This window comes from Acidovorax sp. LjRoot74 (assembly GCF_964254355.1).
In the GTDB taxonomy this organism is placed as follows: domain Bacteria; phylum Pseudomonadota; class Gammaproteobacteria; order Burkholderiales; family Burkholderiaceae_C; genus Acidovorax.
On the sequence record NZ_CAXUTI020000001.1, the window covers coordinates 2,040,075 to 2,064,819 of the forward strand.

The window sequence follows — 24,745 nt, forward strand, 5'->3', positions numbered from 1 at the left end:
AACGCGAACCCTTTGTCTTTCATCCCGCCATGTCGCAAAACGCCCATACCCTGCACCTGCTCTTCGACGACGCCATCAAGCTCAAGACCGCCCAGCTGGTCTACCAGTACCTGGTGGCTGACAACACCGAGCAGGCGCAGCGATGGGCTGGTGAGCTGGGCGTGGCGAACCTGGATGACCTGTGGGACGGAGAGTGGTTCAACCAGCAGGTGGCCGCCAAGCCCACCCACCTGCTGCTGTGTTTTGACACGGGCACCCATGATGGCCTGCCGCTGCGCGCCTTGGAGACGCTGTTTGCCCACGGCCTGCGGGCGGCGGTGCTGGAGGTCTTCTATGACCAGGTGGGCGAGACCGAGCGCATGCACTTCGACCAGGGCCAGTGGGTGGCGCGCAAGGCCTTTTGGGGCGCCCACCCCGAGTGGCGCGCTGTGGTGGAGCCAGCGCATGAACCCGGCGCAGCAGGCGCCGATGAGGACGCCGACGCGCAGCACGACCCCTATGCCTGTTCCCGCGACCCGGCCAAGCCCATGAGCGTGGCCAGGCTGCGCAAGGACGAGGCCGACCGCAAAAAGCAGGGCGAAGAAGCCGCGCAGGCCTTCATCGACCTGGCACGCACCATGGGCAAAAGTGGCCAGTCGCCCGTGCAGGGCCTGATTGCGGTACTGCTGCTGCGCGCAGGGTTCAAGGGGTTGCTGCACGCCATCGTGTTCACGGTGGCCACGGTGCTGCTGTTCAAGGGGTTCTGGCTGTGGATGGGCCTGGGGTTGGTGCTGGCCATTGCGCTGCCCCTGTTCTACATGGTGCGCGAGTACAAGGACCTGCGCGGCGATGGGGACGATGATGACGACGCTGCCGGTGGCAGCGATGATGGCGATCCTGCGGGCCCGGTCACGGTCCAGCCGGCAGCGGGTTGATCCGGCGCAGGTCTGCAAAGACCAACAAACAGACACACAACAAAGAGGGATGGGACGATGCTGACAGAGATCGAATGGTGGGGTGGGCTGATTTTTGTACTGGGGGCCATTACCCACCGGCTGGTGCTGGGGGCGCTCGATAAAAAGGAAGAGGGCATCGACTGGCACCGGTGGCAGATGCACGGTTTTTTTGCGCTGCCCGCCGTGGTGCTGGCCGGGTACTTCTACCCCCTGGTGGGCGCCGGTTGGCAGTACGCCTACATGGGCGTGCTGGGCGCCGCGCTGCTGCTCGTGGCCGTGATGCTGGTGCAGGAGGTGACCGGCGATGCAGGCGACGCTGGTGAGGGTGACGCTGGTGCAGCAGACGCCGCTGCAGCGGACGACGGGTCGCCAGGGTGGCTGATGACGCTGCTGGGGGTGGTTGTGCTCTACAGCCCGGTGCTGGTGGCCTGCGGCCTGGGCTGCGCCAAGGCCTGGCCCATGGTGCAGGTGCTGGTGTAGCGGGGCCTGGGTTGGGGTGCTGGCGGGGCTGCCGCTGGCCTGCCCCGCACGCTTCCCGCCCGCCCACCGGGCCCGTCTTTTAATCTTCCCTTGCACCGCAGAGTGCTGCACACCGCTTCTTCCCCTTCATGGCCACAGACTCTTTTCCTGACCTGCTCTCGCTCTACATGCGCCGCATTCGCGCCAGCGCCTCCGGCGTGGCCACCGAAATCGGCCTGAGCCGCGAGGCGGTGAACAACTGGCGCAACGGCATCTCGGTGCCCAACCCCCGCTCGCGCGACAAGCTGGTGGCCTGCACCCGCTACCTGCGCCTGACAGAAAACGAGGCCAACCGCCTGCTCAGCGCCGCAGGGTTTGCGCCCGAGTTTCCGCTGCAGGCCGAGGCCAAGGCCGTGGGTGCGGCGCAGCCGTTTGCGGCCTTTCAGGACCGGGTGTTTGCCCAGCTTGCGCAGGCCGTGCCATACCCCATCTCGCTGCTGCTGTCGCCCGCGCACTGGGGGCAGCCGCCGTTTCGGCACGAGCTGCTGCAGCGCGCCCGCGCGCAGTATGGCGAGGGCTCGGTGCTGCACATCCAGCCGCCCTACAGCGTGAGCACCGTGCCCGCCGAATACTTCGCCGCCATCGGCCGCCAATGCGGGCTGGGCGATGTGGCGTCGGACTACGAATTTGAGTCCGCTCTGGAGCGCCGCCTGCTGGCGGGTGAGCGCATCTTCTGCCTGGTCAGCCGCTTTGAGCAGGGCACGCCCGCGCTGCGCGAAACCCTGGCGGGCATTTTGCGCAGCCTGAGCGAGATGCACAGCGGCCGCCTGCACCTGCTGCTGTGCGGCGGCGAGGCGCTGGCCGACCTCAAGTACCGCAGCGGCGACCTGTCGCTGCTCAACATCGCACAGGTCAACCACTGGCCCGACCCGACGCTGGACGACCTACTGCAACTGGCCCACCACCGCTGGCCCGAGCACCGCTGGAGCGTCCCCGTGGTGGCTGCGCTGCAGGCGCTCAGCGGCGGCCACCCCGCGCTGTTTGAAGAAGGCCTGCAGTGGCTGGTGGACCACCCGGATGCGGGCGAGGGCGTGAGCGAAGAGGCCGCATCGTCCAGCGCACTGCGCACCCACCTGGCCAGCAGCCCGCGCCTGTGGCAAACATTTCTGCCGCTGGCGCAGGTGCCTGCCAGCCGAGCGCGCCTGCAGCAACTGCTGCAGGCCGACGACCTGGGCCGCGCCCGGCCCTACCTGCAGGACGACGAACTGCGCAGCCTGTTCTGGGGCAACCTCATCCACGCGCGCGGCACGGGCGATGCGGCGCGGTTGCACTGGCGCTGCGCCACCATCCGCGATGCAGGCTTCATGGTGCTCGAATCATGCGCGACGGATTGAAGCCCCTGGTGTCCAAGCCCGTGGTGCGCGCCGTGGTGATCGCACTGGTCACGCTGTTTGTGGCCAGCGCCGTGTTCACACCCCAGCACAACCCGGTCATGCGCGGCAAGTTCATGGCGGCGATGAACGTGGGGCCGCTGTGGGGCGAGCTGGTGCAGTGGCGTGTAGCCATGGTCAACGCCCGCAACGAGCTGGATGGCTGGCCCACCGACATTCAGAAGTACGCGCCCCCCATCGCCAACCCGCAGTTGCGCGTCACCTCCCCGCGCTCCAACGTACTGCAGGCCGACATTGCCCACAACCCCGAATTCGGCAAGCTGGCGGGCACCCAGGTGGTGGTGGAGCTGCAGCCCGGCACCCACACCTGGACCTGCCGCCCCGGCAACCCGCCCATCCCGCAGGGCTACCTGCCCATCAACTGCCAGCAAGGCAGCACCGACGATTTCGAGCCCGCCAAGCCGGTGCCGGACGCAGACCCCTTTGGCTGGATGCGCTCGCTCATCGCGTGGTGTGCGGTGATCTTTGGCGTGGGTGCCGTGCTGTGGGTGGTGCGTCACCCACTCATCGGTGCGGGCCAGCTGCGCCCTGCGCGCCTACGCCGCACGCCGTTGGCGCGACTGCCGCACATCGACCGGCTGCTGCGCTGGCTGCGGCGGCTGGAGCCCACACTGCAGGCTGCCGACATCCGCATGGTGGACTGGCGCCGCGCCGTGGCCTGCGCCCAGGCCACCGGCAGCGAGCGCGCCCCGGCCCTGGCCCGTGCGCTGGCCGAACGTGTGTCGGCCCGCTGCCAGCCCAGCACCGATTGGGCACTGCCCGGTGCGGTGTTTGAATGGTCGTTCCCGCCCGACCTGCCCGTGTCGCTGGACCGCTGCCTGGTCTTTGTGCCCACGCCCGGCATCGACGAAGCCACCGTGCTGCGCCAGCTGCGCGCCGTGCAGACCGGCAGCGACGTGCTGCTGATCCTGAGCGAACACAGCGTGGACACGCCCTGGCCCCTGCTCAGCGCCCACACCCAAGACCGCGCCAACCTGCATGTGATGGCCGACAGTGCCAGCCAGACCGAATGGCTGATCGGCGGCGATGCCCTGCAAGTGCTGCTGCGCCTGCTGGCCGCGCAACTGCGCATCACCCGCATATCGCCCTACCAGACGCGCGGCGGCGTCACGCGCGAAGGCGCCTTCTTTGGCCGCGCGCAACTGCTGGCCCGCGTCATCAACCGCGAGCCCGCCAACTACCTGGTGGTGGGCGGGCGCCAGCTGGGCAAGAGCAGCCTGCTCAAGGCCGTGCAGCGCCGCATGGTGGGGCACCCGCACACCGTGTGCCACTACGTCTCGCTGCGCGACCACCGGCTGGCACCGCGCATGGCGCTGCAGTTTGGCCTGGCGGCCGACACACCGCTCGAAGCCATCGTGGACCACCTGCAGGCGCAGTACCAGGGCAAACGCCTGGTGCTGCTCATCGACGAGGCCGACCTGTTCTTCCGTGATGAATCGGCCAACGGCTACGTGCAGCTGTCCACCCTGCGCGCACTGAGTGAGGAGGGCCGCTGCTGGTTCATGCTGGCAGGCTTCTGGGACCTGTACGCCACCGCCGTGCTGGACTACCAAAGCCCGCTGCGCAACTTTGGCGAGGTGCTGGCCATTGGCGGCCTGGAGCGCGATGCCTGCCGCGAGCTGGCCACCGAACCGCTGCGCAAATTGCGCCTGGGCTTTGACAACGAGCGCCTGGTGGACCGCCTGGTGGACGCCAGCGGCCAGCGCGCCAACCTGGTCGCCATCCTGTGCCAGGAATGCCTGGAGGCGCTGGCGCCCGGTGAGCGCGTTATCGAAAAGCGCCACCTCGACCAGGCCCTGGCCTCGCAGGCCGTGCAAGACGCCCTGGCCGGATGGGGCCGCCTGAGCCACGACGACGCCGCCTGCCGCCTCGACCGCATCGTGGTTTACCACACGGCCCAGGCGGGGCAGTCCAGCCTGGTCACGCTGGCCCAGCTGCTGCAAAGCCACGGCATCGCGGGCGACGCGCAGGCGCTGCGCCAGTCGCTGGCGCGCCTGCAACTGGCCTATGTGCTGCGCAAACACGAGGCGGGCGAATACCGCTTTGCCATCCCGCTGCTGCAGGACCAGTTCGAGCCGACCGAGGTGGAACTGCTGCTGCACCAGGAGCTGGCCGTGCTGGCGCGCAGTGACGCCAAAGTATGAGCAAAAAAGGCCGTTTCCGCGCTATGGATAAGCGCTTTTAGCTATTTATTTGATAGTAATCCGCTGCGCGCCTTGAGGCTCACGGCAGCGCCACCACCACGGCCCCGCGCTTGCGCCCGGTCTCCACATACGCGTGTGCAGCGGGCAGGTCGGTAAACGGATAGGCGCAGTCCAGCACTGGCCGCAGTGCGCCCGCCTGGGCCAGGTCCATCAAGGTGTGCAGGTCTTCGGGCCGCTCGGCTGCGGGGCCGCCGATGCTGCGGCGTGTGCCGCTCGGGCGGGCCAGCACCTGGGCCAGGCTGCCTGCCACGGCCAGGTAGCGGCCATGTTCCTTCAGGCGCGGCAGGCAGGCGGCAAAGCTGCTGGCGCCGACGGTGTCGGCCACCACGTCCCACTGCTGCGGGGCCTGGGTGAAGTCCTGCTCGGTGTAGTCGATCACCGCCTGCGCGCCCAGCGTTCGGGCCAGCGCGGCGTTGCCACCGCTGCACACCGCCGTCACCTGCGCGCCCCGGTGCCGTGCCAGCTGCACCATGGCGCTGCCCACGGCGCCCGCCGCGCCAATCACCAGCACCGACTCGCCCGCGCGCAGGTTCGCCTTGTTCAAGAAGTGCAGCGCCGCCAAGCCGCCAAATGGCAGGCAGGCCGCGTCCACAAACGACAGGCGGCCGGGCTTGTGCACCAGGGGCTTGTGGCCGGGCAGCACGCAGTATTCGGCATGGCCGCCCATGGTTACGCCAGTTGCGCCCACCACGGCGTCGCCGGGCGCAAAGCCGGTCACGTCGCGGCCCACGGCCTCCACCACGCCCGCCACATCGGTGCCCAGCACCGGCTGGCGTGGCCGCGTGATGCCAAACGCCAGCCGCCCCAGCAGGCCAAAGCCGCGCGGCAGTTTCTGCGTGCGCACGCGCACGTCGGCCGACGACACACTGGCCGCCAGCACCCGCACCAGCACATCGCGCGGGCCGGGCACCGGGCGGGGCAGGGTGCGCAGCCGCAGCACATCGGTGCCGCCATACTGGGTGCAGACCCAGGCGAACATGGTGGTGGAGGTGGGCGGCATGAGTGTGTGCATGGGCGGCAGGGTAGGGCGCCCGGTGGCGCAATCGGTGGGGGTGAGGGGCGCTAGGGGCCTGTGGGCAGCTTAGGCGGCCGGGCAGGGCGCGCACAACCCGACCTTGGGTGGGGCGGCCGGTGAAGGCCATGCCCTGCCTGCGCGCTACCCTTGTGGGGTTGTTGAATGGATCGACTGATCGATTGCTCCAAAGGCCCCACCGTGCACCCCACGCTCTACACCGTTGCCTACCCCTCTTGTGCGCCCCAGGACATGTTGGCCATCGACACTTGGCGCGCCGCCAACGACCCCACCGGCCACGCGCTGGTGCGCCCGCATTTCACGCTGGTGTTTGCCAGCAACGCGGTGGACGAAGCCACCTACCTTGCCCATGTGGCTAGGGTGGCGGCGCGCACGGCGCCCATCACACTTCACTGCCGCTACGCCATGCTGGGGGCCGGTGCCCACAGCCCGCGCGCCCATGCCTACCTGGTGCCCGACGAAGGCTATGCCGCGTTGTCGCTGCTCCACGACGCGCTCTACACGGGCCCGCTGGCGGATGCGCTGCGGCTGGATTTGCCCTACACGCCACACATCACCGTGGGCACCTTCGAGTCAGCGCCCATGGCGCGCGCATGGTGCGCCGAGCGCAACCAGGCGGGCGTGTCGGTGCCCGGCCAGGTGGCTGCGCTGTGGGTGGGGCAGGTGGTGGACGGGCGGTTTGAACACCGGGGCCAGTTCGATCTGATGGGCTAGTTTTCTGAAGCAAAAACGGCCTTCACCGCGCGTCCATCAAGCGCTTTATGCTATCAAATATGTAGCATCTCTGCTAGGCCCCTCAGGGCCGCTGCGCCATCACCAGCGCATACAGCGCCTGCGCCGCCACCGACAGGCTTTCGTCCCGCCGCCGCACCAGGTAGATCTGCCGCGTGAGGCCGGGCAGTGACAACGGCCGCGTGACCAGCCCTGGCTGGTCAAAGTGGAACAGCGTGAGCGCGGGCACCACGCTGATACCCAGCCCCGCGCGCACCATGCCCATCACGGTGGCGAGCTGCTCCACCTCCATCAGCGTGTGCATGGCCTGCGGGTGCAGGGCGGCCTCCAGGTACTGGCGCACGCTGCTGGTGCGCGCCAGGTGCACAAAGGGCCAGGCCGCCAGGTCCTGCGCGGTGATGGCCTTGCGGCGGCGCGCCAGCGGGTGGTCGGCCGGGCACACCAGGTAAAAGTCGTCGCTGCAAAACGGCTCGGCCTGCAGCATGGGCGTGTCGGCGCGAATGGCGGCCAGCGCAAAGTCGGCATGGCCGCTGGCCACACGGTCGATGCAGGGTTCTGACAGCACATCGGCAATGTCGATCTCGATGCCCGGGTGGGCCGCGCTGTACTGCGCCAGCACGCCCGGCAGCCAGCCTGCCGCGAGTGACGGCAGCAGCGCCACGGCCACGCGCCCGCGCTGCAGCGTGGCGGCACTGCGCATGGCAGCCAGGGCGCTGGTGATTTCGGTGCGGATGCGGCGGGCCGACTCCAGAAAGTTCTGCCCCTCGGGTGTGAGGTCCACATGCCGCGTGCTGCGGTCAAACAGGCGGAGGCCCAGGTCGTCCTCCAGCGCGCGGATGAGGGCGCTGAACGCGGGCTGCGACAGGTGGCACAAGGTAGCGGCCCGCGTAAAGCTGCGCTGCTCGGCCAGCGCGAGGAAGGCGTCGAGCTGACGGCTGGAGAGGTGGTGGGCGCTCATGCGGGGTGGGGGTGATTCATCTGGATTTCAGATGGATTGATCGTAACAATCGATTTCACAGAATACCGCAGCCTGCCTACAGTGGGCGCAGGAGACAACGATTCCATGGCGAACAACGCTGACAAAAAACTGCTGGTGGGCTGCGCCGCCGGCTTCTCGGGCGACCGCACCGACGCGGCCCTGCCCGTGGTGCAGGCGCTCATCGCCAGCGGCCAGCCTGCGGTGCTCATCTTCGAGACGCTGGCCGAGCGCACGCTGGCCCTGGCCCAGCTGGCGCGCCGCACCGACCCCGACGCTGGGTATGAGCCGCTGCTGGTGGACCTGCTGCGCCTCGTGCTGGCGCAGTGCCTGGCCCACGGCGTGCGCATCGTCAGCAACTTTGGCGCGGCCAACCCGCACGGCGCCGCGCGCCGCATCCACGCCCTGGCGGCCGAGCTGGGCCTGGCCCGCCCGCGCATTGCCGTGCTGCAGGGCGACGACCTGAGCGGCCCCGAACACCGCGCGCTGCTGCAAGATGCGCTGGGCAGCGCGATGCCCACCGAGCCCATCGTCAGCGCCAACGCCTACATCGGCGCGCAGGCCATTGCCGATGCGCTGTGCGCAGGCGCCGACATCGTGGTGTGCGGCCGCGTGGCCGACCCTTCGCTGGTGCTGGGCCCCGCACTCGCGCACTACGGCTGGGCGCTGGACGACTGGGACCGGCTGGCCCGCGCCACCATGGCCGGGCACTTGCTGGAATGCGGCGCGCAGGTGTCGGGCGGCTACTTTGCCGACCCCGGCTACAAAGATGTGGCGGGCCTCGCCCAGCTGGGCTACCCGATTGCTGAGATCGACGCCGACGGCCACTGCACCATCACCAAGCCCCCGGGCACGGGCGGCTGCATCACCGAACGCACGGTGAAGGAACAGCTGCTGTACGAGCTGCACGACCCGGCGGCCTACCTCACGCCCGACGTGGTGGCCGACATCACCACCGCCCGCGTGACCACCGTGGGCCCCGACGCAGTGCGTCTGGAAGGCGTGCAGGGCCACGCGCGGCCCGCCACGCTCAAGGTCAACGTGTGTTTTGAATCCGGCTGGTTTGCCGAGGGCGAAATCTCCTACGCCGGCCCGCGCGCCGAAGCCCGCGCCCGCCTGGCGGGCGAGGTGCTGCGCGAGCGCCTGCAGGGCCTGGGCCCGCTGCGCATCGACCTGATTGGTGTGACCAGCATCTTTGGCGACGACACCAGCCGCTGGCTGGACGACCCCGCAGCAGGTGATGCTCGCAATGACCCCCGTGACGTGCGCCTGCGCGTGGCCCTGCAGCACCGCGACCACGCCAACGCCCAGCGCCTGGTGCGCGAAGTGACCGCGCTCTACACCTGCGGCCCCGCAGGGGGCGGCGGCGTGCGCACCGCCATGCGTCCGCGCCTGGGCACGGTGTCGTGCCTGGTGCCGCGCGAGGCCGTGTCCGTTTACTTCGAGATGGTGGATTGAGGACTCAAGCCATGACCACTACAAACCGTACCGTCACTGTTCCCTTGTATCGCCTGGCCCACAGCCGCACCGGCGACAAAGGCAACCGCTCCAACATCAGCGTCATCGCCTGGCACCCCGCGCTGTGGGATGTGCTGGTCGATCAGGTCACCGAAGCCGCCGTGGCGCAGCAGTTTGCCCAGCGCCGCCCCCGCCAGGTCACGCGCTATCTGCTGCCGCAACTCCAGGCCATGAACATCGTGCTGGACGACGTGCTCGACGGCGGCGTGAACGATTCGCTCAACCTCGACAGCCACGGCAAGGCACTGAGCTACCTGCTGCTTGATATGCCTGTCACTGTGCCCGCACACCTGGCTGCGCACTTTGGCGGCCCCACGGCCTAGACCTTTGATTTCGCTTTTCCATCCATACCAACACCAGGAGACAACATGACCCATTCATCCCCCCGCCGCGCTCTGCTCGCCACTGTGGCCGTGCTGGCGCTCGGCACACTGCACGCCCCCGCTGCGCTGGCCCAGGCGGCCGGTGGCTACCCCGTCAAGGCCATCACCTTCGTCGTGCCCTTTGCCGCAGGCAGCGCCACCGACCAGCTGGCGCGCGCGCTGGGCCAGTCCATCACCAACGACACCAAGCAGCCCGTGGTCATCGACAACAAGGCGGGCGCCAGCGGCATGATCGCCGCGTCGGCCGTGGCCAAGTCGGCGGCCGATGGCTACAGCGTGCTCATCACCACCAACACCACGCACGCCGCCAACGAGCACTTGTACAAAAAGCTCTCGTACGACCCCGTGAAGGACTTTGCCCCCGTCACCGGCTTGGGCAAAGGCGGTCAGGTGCTGGTGGTCAACGCCAGTGCGCCGTACAAGAACGTGGGCGAGCTGCTGGCCTTTGCCAAGAAGAACCCCGGCAAGCTCAGCTTTGGCAGCGGCAGCTCATCGAGCCGCATGGCGGGCGAAATGCTCAAACAGCTGGCCAGCGTGGATATCCTGCATGTGCCCTACAAGAGCAACCCGCTGGCCATCACCGACCTGCTGGGCGGGCAGATCGATTTGATGATCACCGACACCTCCACCGGCGTGCCGCAGGTCAAGGCGGGCAAGCTGCGCGCGCTGGGCTATTCAACGCAAAAGCGCAGTACCCAGCTGCCTGATGTGCCCACCATCGACGAGGCGGGTGTGAAGGGCTACGACATGGGTTACTGGTTTGCGGCCTACGTGCCCGCCAACACACCCGCGCCGGTGGTGGCGCGTCTCAACGAGCTGCTCACAGCCGCCACCAAGAGCGCCGCGGCCAAGAGCTTCTACGACAACGCAGGCTCCGAAGCCTGGACCACCACGCCCGATGAGCTCGCCAAGTTCCAGGCCGCCGAAACCCAGAAGTGGGGCAAGGTGATCAAGGCGGCCGGTATCGAGGCCGAGTAAATCGAAGGCCTGGTAGCGGCGGCGGGTAACACGCGCTGCTCCGGGTTCACTCCCTCTCCCCTCGCGGGAGAGGGCGGGGGAGAGGGGGCTCTTCTTCCGAGCGCCGCGCCCATGCTTCCCCCTCTCCCCAACCCTCTCCCACCAGGGGAGAGGGAGTTTCAGCGCGCTTTCAAAGGGGTGTGAATATCAAGCCAAATAGGCCTCTACCGCCTGATGGGTAAGCGCTATTAGCTATCAATTTGGTAGTAATTCAGCCTTGGCGACCATCCCTCACCACGGCACCCCCGCAAACCGCTCCACCAAAAAGTCCAGCAACGCCCGTACCGCAGGCGACAAGTGCCTGCGCGACGGGTACAGCGCATAGATCGTCATCACCGGCAAGTCCCACTGTGGCAACACCGCCTGCAGCTCGCCGCTGTGCAAATACGGGTTGACCAGATACGTCGGCTGCATCGCAATGCCACCGCCCGCCAGCGCGGCGCGCATCAGCGTGGTGGCCTCGTTGGCGCTGAAATGGCCGCTCACGCCCACACGCTCCACCACATCGCCGCGCGTCAGCTGCCACACGCTTTTGCCAAAGTTGGCATAGCTCAGGCAGCGGTGCTGCGCCAGGTCGGCAGGTTGCTGCGGCACGCCGTGCGCGGCCAGGTAGGCGGGCGATGCCACCAGCGCCGAATCGCACCGCGCCAGCGGCCGGCCGATGAGCAACGGGTCGGGCTCGGCGCTGATGCGGATCGCCAGGTCGATGCGCTTTTCCACCAGGTTCAATGATCCTTCGCTCGCGTCCAGGTCGATCTTGAGTTGGGGGTGCTGCGCCAGAAAGTCCGCAATCGCTGCGCCCATCTGCGCGAAAGCAAACGACACGCTGCAGGTGATGCGCAACTGCCCGCGCAGCGCGCCCTCCGTGGTGCTGGCGGTTTCTTCCTCCAGGTCTTGCGAGAGCGCCAGCATCTGCTGGCAGCGGCGCAGCGCGTGTTCGCCCGCGTCGGTCAGCGTCACGCTGCGGGTGGTGCGCTGGAGCAGCCGCGCCTGCAGCCACTGCTCCATCTCGCCCACATAGCGCGTGACCATGGCACGCGACATATCGAGCTTGTCGGCCGTGGCGCTGAAGCTGCCGCTGGTGGCGACTTCGGCAAACACATGCATGGCGGTCAGGCGGTCCATAGGTGGGTTATTTGATCGATTGGTGAAACAAATATGCGCGAATTATCGGGTTTATTGGATCGATTGGTGCAAATAAACTTCATTCCGTCCTCTGCACAACCTCTCAAAACACTGGAGAAACCACCATGTTCCGCACCACCCTTATCGCCGCCACCCTTGCTGTTGCCTTCACCGGTGCCCAGGCCGCCCAGCCTCTGCAGGTCAAGGTCTACAACGCCGACGGCAACAGCTTCAACGTCAACTCCACGCTGGTCTATGGCGAGAAAGAGGCCATGGTCATCGACGCCGGCTTCACCCGTGCAGACGCGCTGCGCATTGCCGCCAACGTGCTCGACAGCGGCAAAGAGCTGAAAACCATCTACGTGAGCCAGGCCGACCCCGACTACTACTTCGGCGTCGAGACGCTGAAAGAAATCTTCCCCAAGGCTGACGTGGTGACCACGCCCGCCGTGCTGGAGAAGATCAATGCCAAGCTCGCTACCAAGCTCTCGTTCTGGGGCCCCAAGATGGGCCCCAACGCCCCCCGCACGCCCGTGCTGCCCAAGGCCATCGGCGGCAACACGCTGAGCGTGGACGGCCAGGCGGTGGAGATCCGTGGCACCACCGGCCTGCTGGCGCACCGCCCTTATGCGTGGATTCCGTCCATCAAGGCCGTGGTCGGCACCATCGGCGTGTTTGGCACCAACACCCATGTGTGGACGGCCGACACGCAGACCGTGGCCGAGCGCAGCGCCTGGGTGGCCCAGCTCGACGAAATGGCCGCCCTGCAGCCCACCGTGGTGGTGCCCGGCCACATGCCCGCTGGCGGCGCGCTGGATGCTGCCAACATCAGCTACACCAAGGGCTACCTGCAAGCGTTCGAGAAGAACGCCGCCGCCACCAAGACCAGCGCCGAACTCATCGATGCGATGAAGAAGGCCTACCCCGCTGCGCCCATGGGCCTGTCGCTGGACATCGGCGCCAAGGTCAACAAGGGCGAGATGAAGTGGTAAGGGTTATCAAACCAAGTTGTTGAACGGAACCAGATCGTGACCATGCACCCGCTCCATCCAGTCCTGCAGCACCTGCACGCCGGGCGCTGGAACGCGGCGCACGATCTGGTGCAGCACGACGGCTCCATGCTCGCAGCCTGGCTGCACGGCATCCTGCACCTGCAAGAGGGCGACCTGGAAGACGCCGAAAACTGGTACGACCGCGCCGCCCGCCACTTCCGAAGCCGAGGCACGCTGGCCGAAGAAATTGTGGCGTTTGAAGCCGCACTGGCCGCGTCCGAAAGCCCAGCCTCCCAAGAAAGACCTTGATCCATGCCCTCCACGCAAACCGTCACCGTGACCTACCTGTTCGACCCCCTGTGCGGCTGGTGCTATGCCGCAGCACCCGCGCTCCAGCACCTGCAGGGCGTGGCGGGGATTGATGTGGCCCTCGCGCCCACCGGCCTGTTCGCAGGCGCAGGCGCGCGGCCCATGGACGCGCAATTTGCCACCTACGCCTGGGCCAACGACCAGCGCATCCAGCAGCTCACCGGCCAGCCCTTCACACAGGCCTACCGCGACCACATCCTGGGTGCTGAGGGCGGCCGTTTTGACTCCGGCCCCGCCACGCTGGCCCTCACTGCTGTGGCGCAGACTGCGCCTGAGCGCGAGCTGGATGCATTGCACGCCCTGCAGCACGCCCGCTATGTGGAGGGCCGCGACAACGCAGATCCTGCTGTGATCGCTGAAGTGCTGCGCGCCCTGGGCCTGCCAGAAGCCGCCGCCCTGGCCTTGGCGCCAGACACCGCCTTGCTGCGCGCCACCGCCGAACGCACCGCCACCGCCCAGGCCACGCTGCGCGCCGTGGGTGCGCGTGGCGTGCCGCAGCTGGTGGTCACGGGGCAGGGTGGGGCGCTGCGGCTGCTGGGTGGCGATGCGCTGCTGGGGCCGCGTGAGCAACTGGTGGCGCTGGTGCGCGCTGCGGCTGCGGCCTGACTGAGACCCGCTGCCTTCGATCAAAAGCCGCCCAATGTTCACGCTAAGTTGGAGCCAGCGCGGCGCGAGGCTTCGACAGGCTCAGCCGGAACGGTATGGGACGAAGGGCGGTGAATTCAAAAAATGCCGTTCACGCTTATTGAGTCGGCTTAAATCAACTTGAACCGTTCACGCTGAGCCTGTCGAAGCGCCGCGCAGGGCATCGACAAGCTCAGTCCCAAAAGGTGAGAGTGATGGAGAGCGGTGCGGCGTGAAGGTGCGCGCTTTCGCCTCACTCCATCGACGGATCAATCAGCACCTTGGCCCCGGTGTTGCGGGGGCCATAGAAGGCAATCGACTCGGCGCTCAGCGCCCCTGCCAGCGATACGGTGCGCGCATAGTGGCTGGCGAACGTGGTCTTCAGCTCGGCCACTACGCGCTGGCGCAGCGCCTGTGCGGCCTCGTCGCCAATCTTCTGCAGAAACGGAAACAGCAGCCACCCGCCCATGCCCCAGGCCATGCCAAAGGTGCGGTGCACTTCGGTCGGGCGCGTGTCCAGGTGGCCGTACAGGTACACCTGTTTGTGCACGGCCGAACCGTAGCGGCTGTACTCCTTGGCGGTGCGGTTGATGGCGGCCTCCATGCACTGCAGGATCTGCCCGGCCAGCGTGCCGCCGCCCGTGGCATCAAACGCAATGGTGGCGCCCGTGGCGGCCAGTGCGTCCGTCAGGTCGGCCATGAACGTGGGCGCACTGCTGTCGCACACATGCTGCGCGCCCAGCCCGCGCAGCAGCGCCGCCTGCTCGGGCTTACGCACGATGTTGACCAGGCCAATGCCGTCCTTCTGGCAAATCTTGAGCAGCATCTGACCCAGGTTGCTGGCCGCAGCGGTGTGCACCAGCGCGGTGTGGCCTTCGCGCTTCATGGTCTCCACCATGCTCAGCGCCGTCAGCGGGTTCACAAAACACGAAGCGCCCTCGGCCGCCGTCGTGCCCTCGGGCAGCGGCAGGCACTGCGCCGCAGGCATGGCGCGGTATTGCGAGTACATGGCACCGCCAATCACTGCCACCGTGCGCCCCAGCAGCGCCTGCGCGGCGGGCGATGCACCAGCGGCCACCACCAGGCCCGCGCCCTCGTTGCCCACCGGCATGCTCTGGCCCAGGCGTGCTGCCATGCCCGGCATGGCGCGCTCCGGGATGCGCGCCGTGGCCACCGGCCGGTCGGCCGTGCCAGACACCTGCACGGTAGACAAATCGGCCGGGCCCAGCAGCAGGCCGATGTCCGACGGGTTGATGGGCGCAGCCTGCACCTGGATCAGCACCTCGTCGGGCCCCGGCGTGGGCACGGGCGTGGGCTCCAGGCTGATCTGCAGCGTGCCGTCTGCGGTGACGATGGAGCGCAGTTGCAATGCGGTGGTGGGGATGGTGGCGGTGTTGGTCATGAATGCCTTTCGAGAGGAAAGAGGGCGCGCCTGGCGTTCCACAGCGGTTCCACAGCGCGGCCCGGTGTCACGCATTAGAACGTGACCGCGCCGCAAACACCGTCGCGCAAGTGCCTTGCGGCAGCAGGTCGGCCTGTATGCGCCTGCGCCCTCAACCCCCCAGCGTCCGCACCACCTGCTCATACATCGCATTCACTGCTGGCGAGCGTTGCGACACCTTGCTGCGCAGCACCGCCACATGCATGGCATCCAGCGGCGGCAGGTCAAACTCGGCAGGCAGGTTCTGCAAGATCTGCAGGTGGGGCGGCACACTGCAGCGCGTAAGCACCGCCACCGCCAAGCCACTTTCCACTGCGGCCAGTTGGCCCGCCAGGCTGGGGCTGTGGTACACGAGGTGGTAGCCGCGCCGGCGCGTGCCCAGCGCGGCCAGGGTGGCCTGGCGCGCCATGCTGGTGGATTCGTACACCGCAATCGGCAGCGGGTCGCGCCGCCACACCTCGAACTGCGGCGAACCCACCCACACCAGCGGTTCGTCAAACAGAAAGCGCCCGCGCTGCGGCTTGTCTTGCGAGACCAGCGCCAGGTCCAGCTCGCCCCGCGTGATGCGCGGGATCAGCGATGTGGACTGCTCACAGGTCAGCTCAATCTCCACCCCCTGGTAGCGGTGCGCAAAGCTGCGCAGCACCGGCGTGAGGTAGGCGCTGGCGTAGTCGTCTGGCACGCCCAGCCGCACCCGGCCCGCCAGCCGGGGGCCAAACAGCGCAGCATGCGCCTCGGCCTGCAGGTCCAGCACACGGCGCGCATACGACAGCAGCTCGGCGCCCGCTGGCGTCACCTCCAGGTGGCGCGGCCCGCGCAGCAGCACCGGGCGGCCCAGCGCGGTCTCCAGCTTCTTGATCTGCATGCTCACCGCCGACTGCGAGCGGTGCACCAGCGGCGCGGCGCCCGAGAGCGAGCCCGCATCTACCACCGCCACAAAGGCGCGCAGCCAGTCGATCTGAAAATCCGGGTAGTTCATAGGCGATTCGCTTTGAATTCGTTTATCGAATGGTAGCCGTTCGATTTATCCGTTTTACAGAGTTTCCTGAAAACCGGAGCATCGGCCGCATGAACCACTCCCCATCCCGCACCGCCACATCGCCATCGCTTGCCAGCACACCGCAACCCGCCAATGCCCCCACCCGCGAGCGCGACGGCCAGTGGCTGCTGATTGCCGGTGGCGTGCTGCTGGGCACCATCGGTGTGTTTGTGGAAGAGGCGGGCCAGCACCCGCTGGTCACCGTGTGGTTCCGCTGCGCCTTTGGCGCCATGGCGCTGCTGGCGTGGTGCCTGGCCACCGGCCGGGGGCGTGAACTGGTACTGAACGGCCGCGCCCGCTGGGTGGCCTGCGCCTCGGGCGTGCTCATGGTGCTGAACTGGGCGCTGTTCTTTGCGGCCATCCCGCGCACCTCCATCGCTGTGGCCACGGTCATCTTTCACATCCAGCCCATCTGGGTCATTGTGTTTGGCGCGGTGTTTCTGCGTGCGGCCATCTCGCCCATCCAGTGGCTGGCCACCCTGGCTGCGCTGGCGGGCCTGGTGCTGACCACCGGGCTGCTCGACGGCGCAGCCGCCGCTGCCGCCGCCGCAAGCAACAGCAGCCAAGGCTACCTGGCCGGTGTGCTGATGTGCCTGGGCGGCTCGCTCTGCTATGCGGGCGTCACGCTGCTCGCCAACACACAAAAAGCCATCAGCCCCTACGCCATGGCGCTGTGGCAGTGCCTGGTGGGCGCGGTGGCGCTGGCGTGGGCCCCCTGGGCGCTGGGCTGGCCGCCGCTGGGCGCCGCCTGGGGCTGGCTGCTGGGCCTGGGCGTGCTGCACACCGGGCTGGCCTATGTGGTGCTGTTTGCCGGCATGGCGCGCCTGGGGCTGGGGCGCATTGCGGTGCTGCAGTTTGTGTACCCGCTCACCGCCGTGCTGGTGGACTGGGCCGTGTACGGCCGCACGCTCACCCCCGTGCAGTTGGCGGGCGTGGGGCTGATGGCGGCTGCGCTGTGGACGCTGCGGCGGCCGGGCAAGGCTGCCGCCAGCGCGGGCTGATCTGCCCGGCTTCCGTCACAGCGGCTGATCTGCCTGCGGCACAAACACCACCGTGTGCGCCTCGCACTCAGCCTGGCCCGGTGGTTGCCACAGGTCGCTGGCCAGCTCAAAAATGTGAGGCGGCACCACCATGGAAAACGTCTCGCCCCTTTCGGCGTTGCGCTGGTTCACGCGCGCACGGCGCAGCTCACGCGGGGCGTCCAGCACGTACACCGTCATGGCCTCGGCCCAATGCCCCATGCGGGTATAGAACGCATCCCGCTCCAGTTGCTGGATGAGGCCAATCTCCAGCACGACATCGGTGCCAGCGTGCAAAACGGCTTCGGCAGTTTTCCAGATCTGCGAGAGGCAGCGCTGAGTGCGCGCGATGTACCAGGCCATCACATCGGCGCCAGGCAGGTCCGGCCGGTCGGGCGAGAACAGCGTGGCCATCCAGTCGTCCAGGTTCAGCGGCACGGCGCTGTGCTGCTGTACCAATTGGCGGACAAAGGTGGACTTGCCTGCGCCCACGGGGCCGATGACCAGGTGAATGCGAGGGGCGGTGCGCGCATCGGCTGCGGGGGCTGTGTGGTTTGACGTGGTGTGCATGAGAAAGGGCTCCAGAAAAGCAAAAAGCCCTCCCTGCAAGCAGAGAGAGCTTTCCATACGGCGGACGAAAAAAAGCCCTCGACGGTGGTGGAGGGCTTTGCGGTTCACGCCGACCCAAAAGGTCAAGCGCGATGAGGGCAGTGTAGGTGCCTGCTGCGGGCTGCGTCAAGCCATCGGTCGTGCGGTGCGGCGAATGCCGAACTGCGCTCAGAGCGCCTTGCCCGCCGCCAGATGTTGCTGGAAGAACCCCACCACCTTCGCATTGAACCCCTGGTGAAACGCCACCCGGTCAAACCCCGGCGCATCGCGGCAAATCTCTGGCGCCGCCGCGGCCAGCGCGGGCGGGCAGGGCGCCAGAAAGGCATAGTGCTCTGCGTTGGCGGCCACATGCCAGTCGGGTGCGCGGGGCAGGCTCTGGCGCAGCGTCTCCACGCTTGGCAGCGTCACGCCACTGCCACCCAGTGCCGAGGCCCATAGCTGCACCGGCACACCGACCTGCCCCAGCCCCTTGGCGTCGAACACGCTCAGCGGGTCCACGATGACCGCCGCCTTGATGCGCGCATCTGGCGCTGGCGTGGCGGGAATCTCATTGCGCCGTATATCGCCACACAGGGGCCGCATGGACAGTGGCGGGCACAGGTCTGGGCGCAGCGTCCAGTCTGGCTTGGCACCGATGGCCACCAGCCCCGTGTAGCCGCCGCGCGAATAGCCAAAAAAGCCCACCTTGCCCGCGTCCAGCTGCGCGCGCTGGGGCCAGGCGCCCAGCATGTAGTCCGTCAGCCGCCGCATGTCCACTGGCCGCGTGGCAAAGGCAGACAGGTGGCCCTGGCGGCTCATGTCCTGAAAGTTGTCGCCAGGGTGGTTGATGGCGGCCACCACATAGCCTGCATCGGCCAGCGCCGCCGCCGTGTCGTGGTGCCCCAGGGCCGACCCACCCGCGCCGTGCGACACCACCACCAGCGGCAAGCCCTGGCCAGCCACGGGGCAGTCGCGCGTGCCTTGCAGCACCAACGGCGCGAGGTCGATGCGGCCCGCTGGCGTGCTGCAGGGCGACCACACGGCGCCGCGCAGCGCGGGCCCGTCCTTGTCGGCAGGCACCTCGATGAAAGTAAAGCCCGCCGCCTGGGCCAAGGTGGCGGCGCCGCAGAGCGCAGCGGCCGACAGCCAACGAATGTCTGGGCGTGAACGAGGGCGGTAACGAAGCAGGGACGAAATGGGCATGGCGATGTGTTGGCGCGGATGGGGATTAGTGACGCACTGTCCGCCGAGTGTGCCGCAGCTTGCGGGATGCGACTTTGCTGATCTTGCGACCTTGCCGGCAGCGCAGGGCCGAGGCTGGAAAGCCGATGGCTGCGTGCCCCTTGCGGCTACTGCGCCACCAGCCGCACCACCATCGGCCGATGGTCCGAACCCAGGTCAGGCCCCGTGTGTGCATCCACCAGCTGCCACCCCGGCGAGGCCAGCACATGGTCCAGCGGCAGCACCGACAGCCCGCCCCAGGCGTTGGGCCAGGTCGGCACGGCAAGGCCTGCGCGGCGCATCTGCGCTTGCTCGGCGCCCCACAAGCCGCGCGCCCAGGGCGTGGTGTTCAGGTCACCCGCCATTACGCTCAGACCACTGGTCTGTGCCAGATGTTGGGTCTCGTCTTGCAGTGCACGGTCACGTGCCTGGGCAAAGGCGCTGCTGATCGGGGGCATGGGGTGCAGCGCGCTCAGTTGTACGGGCCGGCCGCTCCACGTCATCGTCGCGCGCAGGCGCAGGGTGTCATGGTCGGTGCGGGGCTGCATCACTTGTGTATCAGCCAGCGGGTGGCGCGACAGAATCGCCAGGCCAAACGGATCGGGCTGCGGCACGGCCAGGCGGTGCGGGTAGCGCGCGGCAAGGGCGGGGTCATCGGCCAGCGCGCGCTGGGCCAGCTCGGTGAACTCTTGCAAGAACACCACATCGGGCGCATCGACAGACGCCAGCCACTGCTGCAGCGGTGCGAAGTCGGTGGTGGCCAGGTTCAGGTTGGCGGTGCCCACCTTCAGCACATGCGCGTGGGTGGTGCCGGGTGCCGCCGCAGCCGCTGTGGGCAGGGGGCCGGGCTGCCATATTAAGGAGCCCGCAATCATCGACGCAGGCAGGGGCAGCCACGATGCGCTTTGCCGCAGCACTAGTGCCATCACCACGATGGGCGCTGAGGCCACCGCGCCCACCGTGGCATAGGCCCACTGCCAATGCGCGGCCAGCTCCACCAACCATTGCAGCCAGGGCGAATGGCTGGTGGGCAGCACGCGCGACAGCGGCGCTGTGAGCGCGCCCAGGGCGCACAGCCACACCAGCCATTGCGCTCTGATGCAGAAGAATTGAAAGGCGGGGGAGCGGCTTGCTGGCATGGCGGCTGGTTGGGGAAACAGCCGCGCATTGTGCGCGCGCTGCTACAAGTCTCAGTGCACCACCCTACTCACGCCCCAAACACCAGCGCCTGATGCGCCCCCACACCCGCCAGCACGCCTTCGGCCGACGCCAGCGTGGCGTTGTGCCGCATCAGCGTCAGGTCGCCAGCGGCATACACGCCGGGCACGGTGGTCATCTTGTTGGCATCGGTGCGGATGTAGGGCCCCATGGGCCCATCGTCGAACGCGCAGCCCAGTTGCTCGGCCAGCGGGCTGGCAGGGTGGGTGCTGGCGGCCACATACAGCGCATCCAGCGGCACCACACACGCATCGCCGCCGCCGGTAGTTTGCAGCCGCACACCCTGCAGTACCTGGCCAGGGCCTTCCAGCGCGGCAATGGGTGCGGGCTCGATGGTGATGCCCAGCGCCAACAGCCGCTCGCGCTCGGCGCTCTCCAGCGTGGTGTCGCCGTTCAGGAACAGGGTGGTCGGGCCCCAGTCGGCAATCAGCTGCGCGTGCATGGCCGAGCCTGCCGAGTGGTACAGCACGCCCAGCCGCTGGCCTGCAAATTCGTAGCCGTGGCAATACGGGCAGTGCAGCACCGATGCGCCCCAGCGCTCGCGCAGGCCTGCAATCTCGGGCAAACCATCCTGCACGCCAAAGGCCAGCACCAGCTTGTGCGCCTCCATGGTGGTGCCATCGTCCAGCACCACTTCAAACCCGTTCTCGGGTGACCCCGCGATGTGCTGCGGCGTGGCAGACACGGCGGTGCCCTGCCGCAACGTCACCGTGGGGTAGGCCGCCAGCTTGCGCCGCGCCTGTTCGATCATCGCCAGCGGCGGCTCGCCGTCTTGCCCGAAGAAACCGTGCGACGCCGCCGCAAACCGGTTGCGCGGCTGGCCTGCGTCCACCACACACACCCGCCGCCGGGCGCGCGCCAACTGCATCGCGGCCGACAGGCCCGCAAAGCTGCCGCCCACCACGATCACGTCAAACGCCTGGGTGGTTGTCGTCGTCATCACTGCTGCTTTCGTCGCCATGCTCAATCTCCTTGTGCCCGTGGCACCCGGCCACCATGCGTTCATGAAACTCGGCCGACAACAGCGCCAGCGTCACTTCGCCCAGCCGCGCCAGCAGCGCCTCTTCGGCCGCCTGGTAGGCGTCGGTCAGCGCGCGGTTCACCGCTTGTTCGACGATGCAGCCGGGGCTCTCCACCCTGTTGCCCACCGCCAGCAGCGTGGGCGCGCCCAGCGCCTCGTAGATGTCGCGCAGCGTGATGTCGGTGAGCGGGCACGACAGCACCCACCCGCCGCCATGCCCCTTGGCCGATGTGACAAAGCCCGCGTAGCGCAGCCCCGCCATCAGGCGGCGCACCACCACCGGGTTGGTCTGCATGGCCTGCGCCATCGCCTCAGACGTGGCGGGCCCCTCCATCTCTGCCATGTGCAGCAGCGCGTGGAGAACGTTGGAAAGTCGGCTATCTCGTTTCATGCAACATTCAAAGTTGCGTGATGGTAGCATGGCGCTGCCAAGCGTGCCTGTGGCGTCTGCTGCGTAGGTAGTTTGCTATTGAATAGATAGCTATAAAGACAGTATGGACAGGCGGTAGCGGCCAATTTGATGCCAAAAATGCAAGGTCAACACCCCTGCCATCCCCAACCCCGCATTGGCACCCCGCCACCGCCCGGCGCATCAGCCCAACCCCGCCCGGCAACACCGCCGGCCCGCCCACCAGCCACCACCCCATGACCCAACCCCACACCCCATCCCCCTTCACCGACCCCGCCGCTGTCGCCCGCTACGCCGAAGGCCCGCGCCGCAACGTGCCCGGTTACGACAGCCTGCTGCCCATGGTCCGCATCCTGCTGGCCGAGCGCGTGCCCGCCAACGGCCGTGTGCTGGTGGTGGGCGCAGGCGGCGGGCTGGAGCTGGAAGACATGGCGCTGGTGCACTCCGGCTGGCGTTTTGACGGCGTGGACCCCAGCCAGCCCATGCTGGACCTAGCGGCGCAGCGGCTGCAAAGCGCGGGTGTGCCCGGTGACCGCGTGGCGCTGCATCACGGCTATGCGCAGAGCGCACCGGCCGGGCCGTTTGACGGCGCTACGTGCCTGCTGACTTTTCACTTTGTGCCGCGCGAGGAGCGCGTGCCCATGGCCTCGGAGATCCGGCGGCGGTTGAAGCCCGGAGCGCCGTTCGTCGCGGTGCATCTGAGCGTGGCGGATGGTGCAGGCGCTGGCGGAGAGGGCGGGCCAGGGGAGCGCGATCTGTGGCTGTCGCGCTATGCCGCGTTTCAAGTGGCGTCCGGCGTGGCGCCGGAGCATGCGGCCCGGGCGCGGGACAAGGTGGCTGCGGAGCTGGCGGTGCTGACGCCGGAGGAGGATGAGTCGGTTTTGCGCGAGGCGGGGTTTGGCGATGTACGGATGTTTTATATGGGGTTTGCGTTCAGGGGGTGGGTCGCATGTGATTGAGCGGCTATCTTCAGTATTTGCCAGCAACGGCCCTCTGAGGGGCTGTTGCCGGGACGGCTTCAGTTTAGACCGTAGTTTTTGCCCGTCGGATTTAAGATGGCTCTATCAAAAGGGAGAAAACCTTGACGCTAGAAATTGTTCAAAATCGTCTTGACAAGCTACTCGCCGTGCAAACGCCGAAAGTCGCATTGCTCACGGGTGATTGGGGCTCTGGTAAGACACACCAGTGGAAGCAAGCGCTCGACAGAGCGAGCAAAAAGGGAGTAAGCCCTCGATATGCCTACGTCTCGCTCTTCGGTCTCACGTCGCTGGCGGAAGTGAGGAAGCGTATTGCGGAGGAAGTTATTTCTGCTGTAAAGCTTCCGGGTCGCGGTTCGGTGGCAGATGAGCTTGAAGGCGGAGCCATTGGTTTGAAACCGATGCAGATAATAAAAATATTGCCAGTGATTCCTTATCTCGGAAAACTTGAGGGGTTGGCTCAAGAGCTCTCGTTTGCGATGGTGCGAAAAGCTGTCATTTGTATTGATGATATTGAACGCGCTCCCTGCACTTTGCGCATTGCCGACGTATTGGGTCTTGCTTCGTTTCTAAAGGAGGAAAGAGATTGTCGAGTTCTCCTGATCTCAAATCAGCAAAAACTGAACGTTGATGCCAAGGGCGAGTTGGCCACTTACCTTGAAAAAGTTGTTGAAGAAGTAGTAAATTTCGCCCCGACGCCCGAGGAAGCATGCACCGTTGCACTCGGCTCGACACCTAGCCAAGCGGGCAAATTTCTTTCGGAGAATCTCATCCGTCTTGGCGTATCAAACATTCGCGTGATCGGTCGCCTAGGCGCGCTTGCAGAAGATTTGGAAAAAATGGTGGTTGGCCTTCACCCGAAGGTACTTGCCGACGTTATTAATACACTGGCAATCTTTGGAGTTGCTCACCTCATTCCTCGGAAAGAATTTCCTACGATAGAATATCTTCTCGGATATGGTGATGCCGACTGGTCAAAGTATCTCAATAAGAAAAATGAAGACGAGCAGAGTGAGCGGGAAAAACAAGAGTCAGATTGGGATAATTTGATTGAAGGTTATGGATACGGACATACAAGTCAACTCGATAGGGAAGTACATGCGGGCATAACGTCTGGGTTTTTTCAGGAAACGGCGATTCGAAGTCTCTCCGAAGAACTATCTCGTCAAATTGAAGCCGGCGGCCTTAAAGAAACATTTAACGATGCGTTGCGGGAATTTTGGTGGGGTGTCGATGATAGTCATGCAGCGCTTGAAAAATTATTGAGAGCAACCGATGCTTCGCTGAAATTTATTAATGCAACCGAGATTTATTATGTGTACGAAGTGTTGCGGGATCTTGGAAGGATAGACGCGGCTGAGGAACTTTTGAATCAGTTTATTGCCGCGAATCAAGGTCGCCCATCATCTCTGACCCCGAGCGAGCACTTCGGCGAAAAGTACGACGCAACCTTCAAATCCGCGCTTGAGGCGGAGGTTGCCCGCCTCAAAGCACCGATCGACCTTGAGAAAACGCTTGATGCAATCGATTTTCACAGCGGTTGGAGTCCAAAGGATCTCACGCATATTGCTGAAGCAAACTTCGACGCTATTGCGCTGCTGCTTACCGGTGCTAAAGACAACAGGCTGTTCGTGCGCAGGCTTACCACACTCCTCAAGTTTGGAGAAAGAGGTGAAAGTGTGGAGGAAAGGAAGGTGCACGAGAAAACTGTCGCGTGGTTGGCTGCATTCGCTGCGACCGATCCCATTGCGGCACTGCGCGTCAGGCGCTTCCTTCCAACTGATGTATCGCCAACTTCACCTTCTGGTGATTCAACTGGTACTTGATTTTTCGCGCTCAAAATGAGGCGACTCACGTTCAATATTTTTGCGCACCATACGCATCGCTGAGCGTGCAAAAGTAGCAACTCGCTAGGCCAACGCCGTGTGTTGAAACACATCATTAAAGCGCACTCGAAAATCTGAGTAAATCCGCACAATCTGTTTGGACTGAAT

General features: G+C 66.4%; 24 protein-coding genes. 14 read left to right on the forward strand and 10 right to left on the reverse strand.

The features are described from left to right. Positions 1-29 precede the first annotated feature (29 nt). From ACSQ3O_RS09365 to ACSQ3O_RS09380, 4 genes are all read left to right on the forward strand, one after another. The gene (locus ACSQ3O_RS09365; protein ID WP_436138633.1) at positions 30-914 is read left to right on the forward strand and encodes a hypothetical protein; all 885 of its coding nucleotides are present in this window, start codon (positions 30-32) and stop codon (positions 912-914) included. A gap of 57 nt (positions 915-971) precedes the next feature. Beyond that, positions 972-1,415, forward strand: a complete 444-nt coding sequence (locus tag ACSQ3O_RS09370; RefSeq protein ID WP_436138634.1) for a hypothetical protein — start codon at positions 972-974, stop codon at positions 1,413-1,415. A 128-nt stretch (positions 1,416-1,543) separates the two neighbouring features. After that, complete coding sequence (locus ACSQ3O_RS09375; RefSeq protein WP_436138635.1) at positions 1,544-2,788, forward strand: hypothetical protein; 1,245 nt, start codon at positions 1,544-1,546, stop codon at positions 2,786-2,788. Then, positions 2,773-4,989: an ATP-binding protein gene (locus ACSQ3O_RS09380; protein ID WP_436138636.1), complete on the forward strand. Its 2,217-nt coding sequence runs from the start codon at positions 2,773-2,775 to the stop codon at positions 4,987-4,989. Before ACSQ3O_RS09375 ends, ACSQ3O_RS09380 begins: the two co-directional genes overlap by 16 nt. A 79-nt stretch (positions 4,990-5,068) precedes the next feature. On the opposite strand, the gene ACSQ3O_RS09385 is transcribed toward ACSQ3O_RS09380, so the two are convergent. Then, positions 5,069-6,061 carry an NAD(P)-dependent alcohol dehydrogenase gene (locus tag ACSQ3O_RS09385; RefSeq protein ID WP_436138637.1) on the reverse strand — a complete coding sequence of 331 codons (993 nt, stop codon included), beginning with the start codon at positions 6,059-6,061 and terminating at the stop codon, positions 5,069-5,071. Positions 6,062-6,226: 165 nt separating this feature from the next. Here ACSQ3O_RS09385 and ACSQ3O_RS09390 point away from each other — a divergent pair, with 165 nt between their 5' ends. Further along, positions 6,227-6,796, forward strand: coding sequence for a 2'-5' RNA ligase family protein (locus tag ACSQ3O_RS09390; protein WP_436138638.1), 570 nt, complete (start codon positions 6,227-6,229; stop codon positions 6,794-6,796). A gap of 82 nt (positions 6,797-6,878) precedes the next feature. Here ACSQ3O_RS09390 and ACSQ3O_RS09395 read toward each other — a convergent pair whose 3' ends face one another. Beyond that, positions 6,879-7,772, reverse strand: coding sequence for a LysR family transcriptional regulator (locus ACSQ3O_RS09395; RefSeq protein ID WP_436138639.1), 894 nt, complete (start codon positions 7,770-7,772; stop codon positions 6,879-6,881). 105 nt (positions 7,773-7,877) lie between these two features. On the opposite strand from ACSQ3O_RS09395, the gene ACSQ3O_RS09400 reads away from it, so the two are divergent. Genes ACSQ3O_RS09400 through ACSQ3O_RS09410 form a run of 3 tightly spaced genes read left to right on the forward strand, consistent with a single transcriptional unit; the run spans position 7,878 to position 10,669 of the window. Further along, entirely contained in the window at positions 7,878-9,248 is a 1,371-nt protein-coding gene (locus ACSQ3O_RS09400; protein WP_436138640.1) for an acyclic terpene utilization AtuA family protein, read from the forward strand. A gap of 11 nt (positions 9,249-9,259) precedes the next feature. Then, on the forward strand, positions 9,260-9,631 hold the full coding sequence (locus ACSQ3O_RS09405; RefSeq protein ID WP_436138641.1) for an AtuA-related protein: 372 nt from the start codon (positions 9,260-9,262) through the stop codon (positions 9,629-9,631). Positions 9,632-9,676: 45 nt separating this feature from the next. After that, on the forward strand, positions 9,677-10,669 hold the full coding sequence (locus ACSQ3O_RS09410; RefSeq protein WP_436138642.1) for a Bug family tripartite tricarboxylate transporter substrate binding protein: 993 nt from the start codon (positions 9,677-9,679) through the stop codon (positions 10,667-10,669). Between the two features lie 270 nt (positions 10,670-10,939). Here the strand turns inward: ACSQ3O_RS09410 and ACSQ3O_RS09415 are convergent, their stop codons facing one another. Then, positions 10,940-11,833 (reverse strand): LysR family transcriptional regulator, encoded by an 894-nt coding sequence (locus tag ACSQ3O_RS09415; RefSeq protein ID WP_436138643.1) that lies wholly within the window; start codon positions 11,831-11,833, stop codon positions 10,940-10,942. Positions 11,834-11,958: 125 nt separating this feature from the next. Between ACSQ3O_RS09415 and ACSQ3O_RS09420 the strand changes: the two genes are divergently transcribed. From ACSQ3O_RS09420 to ACSQ3O_RS09430, 3 genes are read left to right on the forward strand one after another with little or no spacing between them, the layout of a single operon-like run. Next, a complete protein-coding gene (locus tag ACSQ3O_RS09420) occupies positions 11,959-12,825 on the forward strand; it encodes an MBL fold metallo-hydrolase (protein ID WP_436138644.1) in 867 nt (288 codons plus the stop codon). Between the two features lie 42 nt (positions 12,826-12,867). Next, complete coding sequence (locus ACSQ3O_RS09425; RefSeq protein ID WP_436138645.1) at positions 12,868-13,134, forward strand: hypothetical protein; 267 nt, start codon at positions 12,868-12,870, stop codon at positions 13,132-13,134. A 3-nt stretch (positions 13,135-13,137) separates the two neighbouring features. Continuing rightward, complete coding sequence (locus ACSQ3O_RS09430; RefSeq protein WP_436138646.1) at positions 13,138-13,800, forward strand: DsbA family protein; 663 nt, start codon at positions 13,138-13,140, stop codon at positions 13,798-13,800. Between the two features lie 271 nt (positions 13,801-14,071). On the opposite strand, the gene ACSQ3O_RS09435 is transcribed toward ACSQ3O_RS09430, so the two are convergent. Both ACSQ3O_RS09435 and ACSQ3O_RS09440 read right to left on the reverse strand, forming a co-directional pair. Then, positions 14,072-15,220, reverse strand: coding sequence for a zinc-binding dehydrogenase (locus ACSQ3O_RS09435; protein WP_436138647.1), 1,149 nt, complete (start codon positions 15,218-15,220; stop codon positions 14,072-14,074). 151 nt (positions 15,221-15,371) lie between these two features. Further along, on the reverse strand, positions 15,372-16,238 hold the full coding sequence (locus ACSQ3O_RS09440) for a LysR family transcriptional regulator (protein WP_436138648.1): 867 nt from the start codon (positions 16,236-16,238) through the stop codon (positions 15,372-15,374). 89 nt (positions 16,239-16,327) lie between these two features. On the opposite strand from ACSQ3O_RS09440, the gene ACSQ3O_RS09445 reads away from it, so the two are divergent. Continuing rightward, on the forward strand, positions 16,328-17,299 hold the full coding sequence (locus ACSQ3O_RS09445; RefSeq protein ID WP_436138649.1) for a DMT family transporter: 972 nt from the start codon (positions 16,328-16,330) through the stop codon (positions 17,297-17,299). Positions 17,300-17,314: 15 nt separating this feature from the next. Here ACSQ3O_RS09445 and ACSQ3O_RS09450 read toward each other — a convergent pair whose 3' ends face one another. From ACSQ3O_RS09450 to ACSQ3O_RS09470, 5 genes are all read right to left on the reverse strand, one after another. Then, positions 17,315-17,887 (reverse strand): AAA family ATPase, encoded by a 573-nt coding sequence (locus ACSQ3O_RS09450; protein WP_436138650.1) that lies wholly within the window; start codon positions 17,885-17,887, stop codon positions 17,315-17,317. A gap of 207 nt (positions 17,888-18,094) precedes the next feature. Next, positions 18,095-19,108: an alpha/beta hydrolase family protein gene (locus tag ACSQ3O_RS09455; protein ID WP_436138651.1), complete on the reverse strand. Its 1,014-nt coding sequence runs from the start codon at positions 19,106-19,108 to the stop codon at positions 18,095-18,097. A 146-nt stretch (positions 19,109-19,254) separates the two neighbouring features. Continuing rightward, entirely contained in the window at positions 19,255-20,265 is a 1,011-nt protein-coding gene (locus tag ACSQ3O_RS09460) for an endonuclease/exonuclease/phosphatase family protein (RefSeq protein ID WP_436138652.1), read from the reverse strand. A 68-nt stretch (positions 20,266-20,333) separates the two neighbouring features. Further along, positions 20,334-21,305, reverse strand: coding sequence for an NAD(P)/FAD-dependent oxidoreductase (locus tag ACSQ3O_RS09465; protein WP_436138653.1), 972 nt, complete (start codon positions 21,303-21,305; stop codon positions 20,334-20,336). Then, on the reverse strand, positions 21,256-21,756 hold the full coding sequence (locus tag ACSQ3O_RS09470; protein ID WP_436138654.1) for an Rrf2 family transcriptional regulator: 501 nt from the start codon (positions 21,754-21,756) through the stop codon (positions 21,256-21,258). Before ACSQ3O_RS09470 ends, ACSQ3O_RS09465 begins: the two co-directional genes overlap by 50 nt. Before the next feature lie 254 nt (positions 21,757-22,010). Between ACSQ3O_RS09470 and ACSQ3O_RS09475 the strand changes: the two genes are divergently transcribed. Further along, complete coding sequence (locus ACSQ3O_RS09475; protein WP_436138655.1) at positions 22,011-22,733, forward strand: class I SAM-dependent methyltransferase; 723 nt, start codon at positions 22,011-22,013, stop codon at positions 22,731-22,733. Positions 22,734-22,855: 122 nt separating this feature from the next. Continuing rightward, positions 22,856-24,577: a hypothetical protein gene (locus ACSQ3O_RS09480; protein WP_436138656.1), complete on the forward strand. Its 1,722-nt coding sequence runs from the start codon at positions 22,856-22,858 to the stop codon at positions 24,575-24,577. Positions 24,578-24,745 lie beyond the last annotated feature (168 nt).

Coding starts and splice junctions, on each gene's coding strand:
- ACSQ3O_RS09370 (WP_436138634.1), top strand. CDS start 972: ATGCTGACAGAGATCGAATGGTGGGGTGGGCTGATTTTTGTACTGGGG.
- ACSQ3O_RS09475 (WP_436138655.1), top strand. CDS start 22,011: ATGACCCAACCCCACACCCCATCCCCCTTCACCGACCCCGCCGCTGTC.
- ACSQ3O_RS09465 (WP_436138653.1), bottom strand. CDS start 21,305: ATGGCGACGAAAGCAGCAGTGATGACGACGACAACCACCCAGGCGTTT.
- ACSQ3O_RS09405 (WP_436138641.1), top strand. CDS start 9,260: ATGACCACTACAAACCGTACCGTCACTGTTCCCTTGTATCGCCTGGCC.
- ACSQ3O_RS09410 (WP_436138642.1), top strand. CDS start 9,677: ATGACCCATTCATCCCCCCGCCGCGCTCTGCTCGCCACTGTGGCCGTG.
- ACSQ3O_RS09390 (WP_436138638.1), top strand. CDS start 6,227: ATGGATCGACTGATCGATTGCTCCAAAGGCCCCACCGTGCACCCCACG.
- ACSQ3O_RS09455 (WP_436138651.1), bottom strand. CDS start 19,108: ATGCCCATTTCGTCCCTGCTTCGTTACCGCCCTCGTTCACGCCCAGAC.
- ACSQ3O_RS09385 (WP_436138637.1), bottom strand. CDS start 6,061: ATGCACACACTCATGCCGCCCACCTCCACCACCATGTTCGCCTGGGTC.
- ACSQ3O_RS09375 (WP_436138635.1), top strand. CDS start 1,544: ATGGCCACAGACTCTTTTCCTGACCTGCTCTCGCTCTACATGCGCCGC.
- ACSQ3O_RS09400 (WP_436138640.1), top strand. CDS start 7,878: ATGGCGAACAACGCTGACAAAAAACTGCTGGTGGGCTGCGCCGCCGGC.
- ACSQ3O_RS09445 (WP_436138649.1), top strand. CDS start 16,328: ATGAACCACTCCCCATCCCGCACCGCCACATCGCCATCGCTTGCCAGC.
- ACSQ3O_RS09430 (WP_436138646.1), top strand. CDS start 13,138: ATGCCCTCCACGCAAACCGTCACCGTGACCTACCTGTTCGACCCCCTG.
- ACSQ3O_RS09380 (WP_436138636.1), top strand. CDS start 2,773: ATGCGCGACGGATTGAAGCCCCTGGTGTCCAAGCCCGTGGTGCGCGCC.
- ACSQ3O_RS09470 (WP_436138654.1), bottom strand. CDS start 21,756: ATGAAACGAGATAGCCGACTTTCCAACGTTCTCCACGCGCTGCTGCAC.
- ACSQ3O_RS09460 (WP_436138652.1), bottom strand. CDS start 20,265: ATGCCAGCAAGCCGCTCCCCCGCCTTTCAATTCTTCTGCATCAGAGCG.
- ACSQ3O_RS09395 (WP_436138639.1), bottom strand. CDS start 7,772: ATGAGCGCCCACCACCTCTCCAGCCGTCAGCTCGACGCCTTCCTCGCG.
- ACSQ3O_RS09450 (WP_436138650.1), bottom strand. CDS start 17,887: ATGCACACCACGTCAAACCACACAGCCCCCGCAGCCGATGCGCGCACC.
- ACSQ3O_RS09435 (WP_436138647.1), bottom strand. CDS start 15,220: ATGACCAACACCGCCACCATCCCCACCACCGCATTGCAACTGCGCTCC.
- ACSQ3O_RS09365 (WP_436138633.1), top strand. CDS start 30: ATGTCGCAAAACGCCCATACCCTGCACCTGCTCTTCGACGACGCCATC.
- ACSQ3O_RS09420 (WP_436138644.1), top strand. CDS start 11,959: ATGTTCCGCACCACCCTTATCGCCGCCACCCTTGCTGTTGCCTTCACC.
- ACSQ3O_RS09425 (WP_436138645.1), top strand. CDS start 12,868: ATGCACCCGCTCCATCCAGTCCTGCAGCACCTGCACGCCGGGCGCTGG.
- ACSQ3O_RS09440 (WP_436138648.1), bottom strand. CDS start 16,238: ATGAACTACCCGGATTTTCAGATCGACTGGCTGCGCGCCTTTGTGGCG.
- ACSQ3O_RS09415 (WP_436138643.1), bottom strand. CDS start 11,833: ATGGACCGCCTGACCGCCATGCATGTGTTTGCCGAAGTCGCCACCAGC.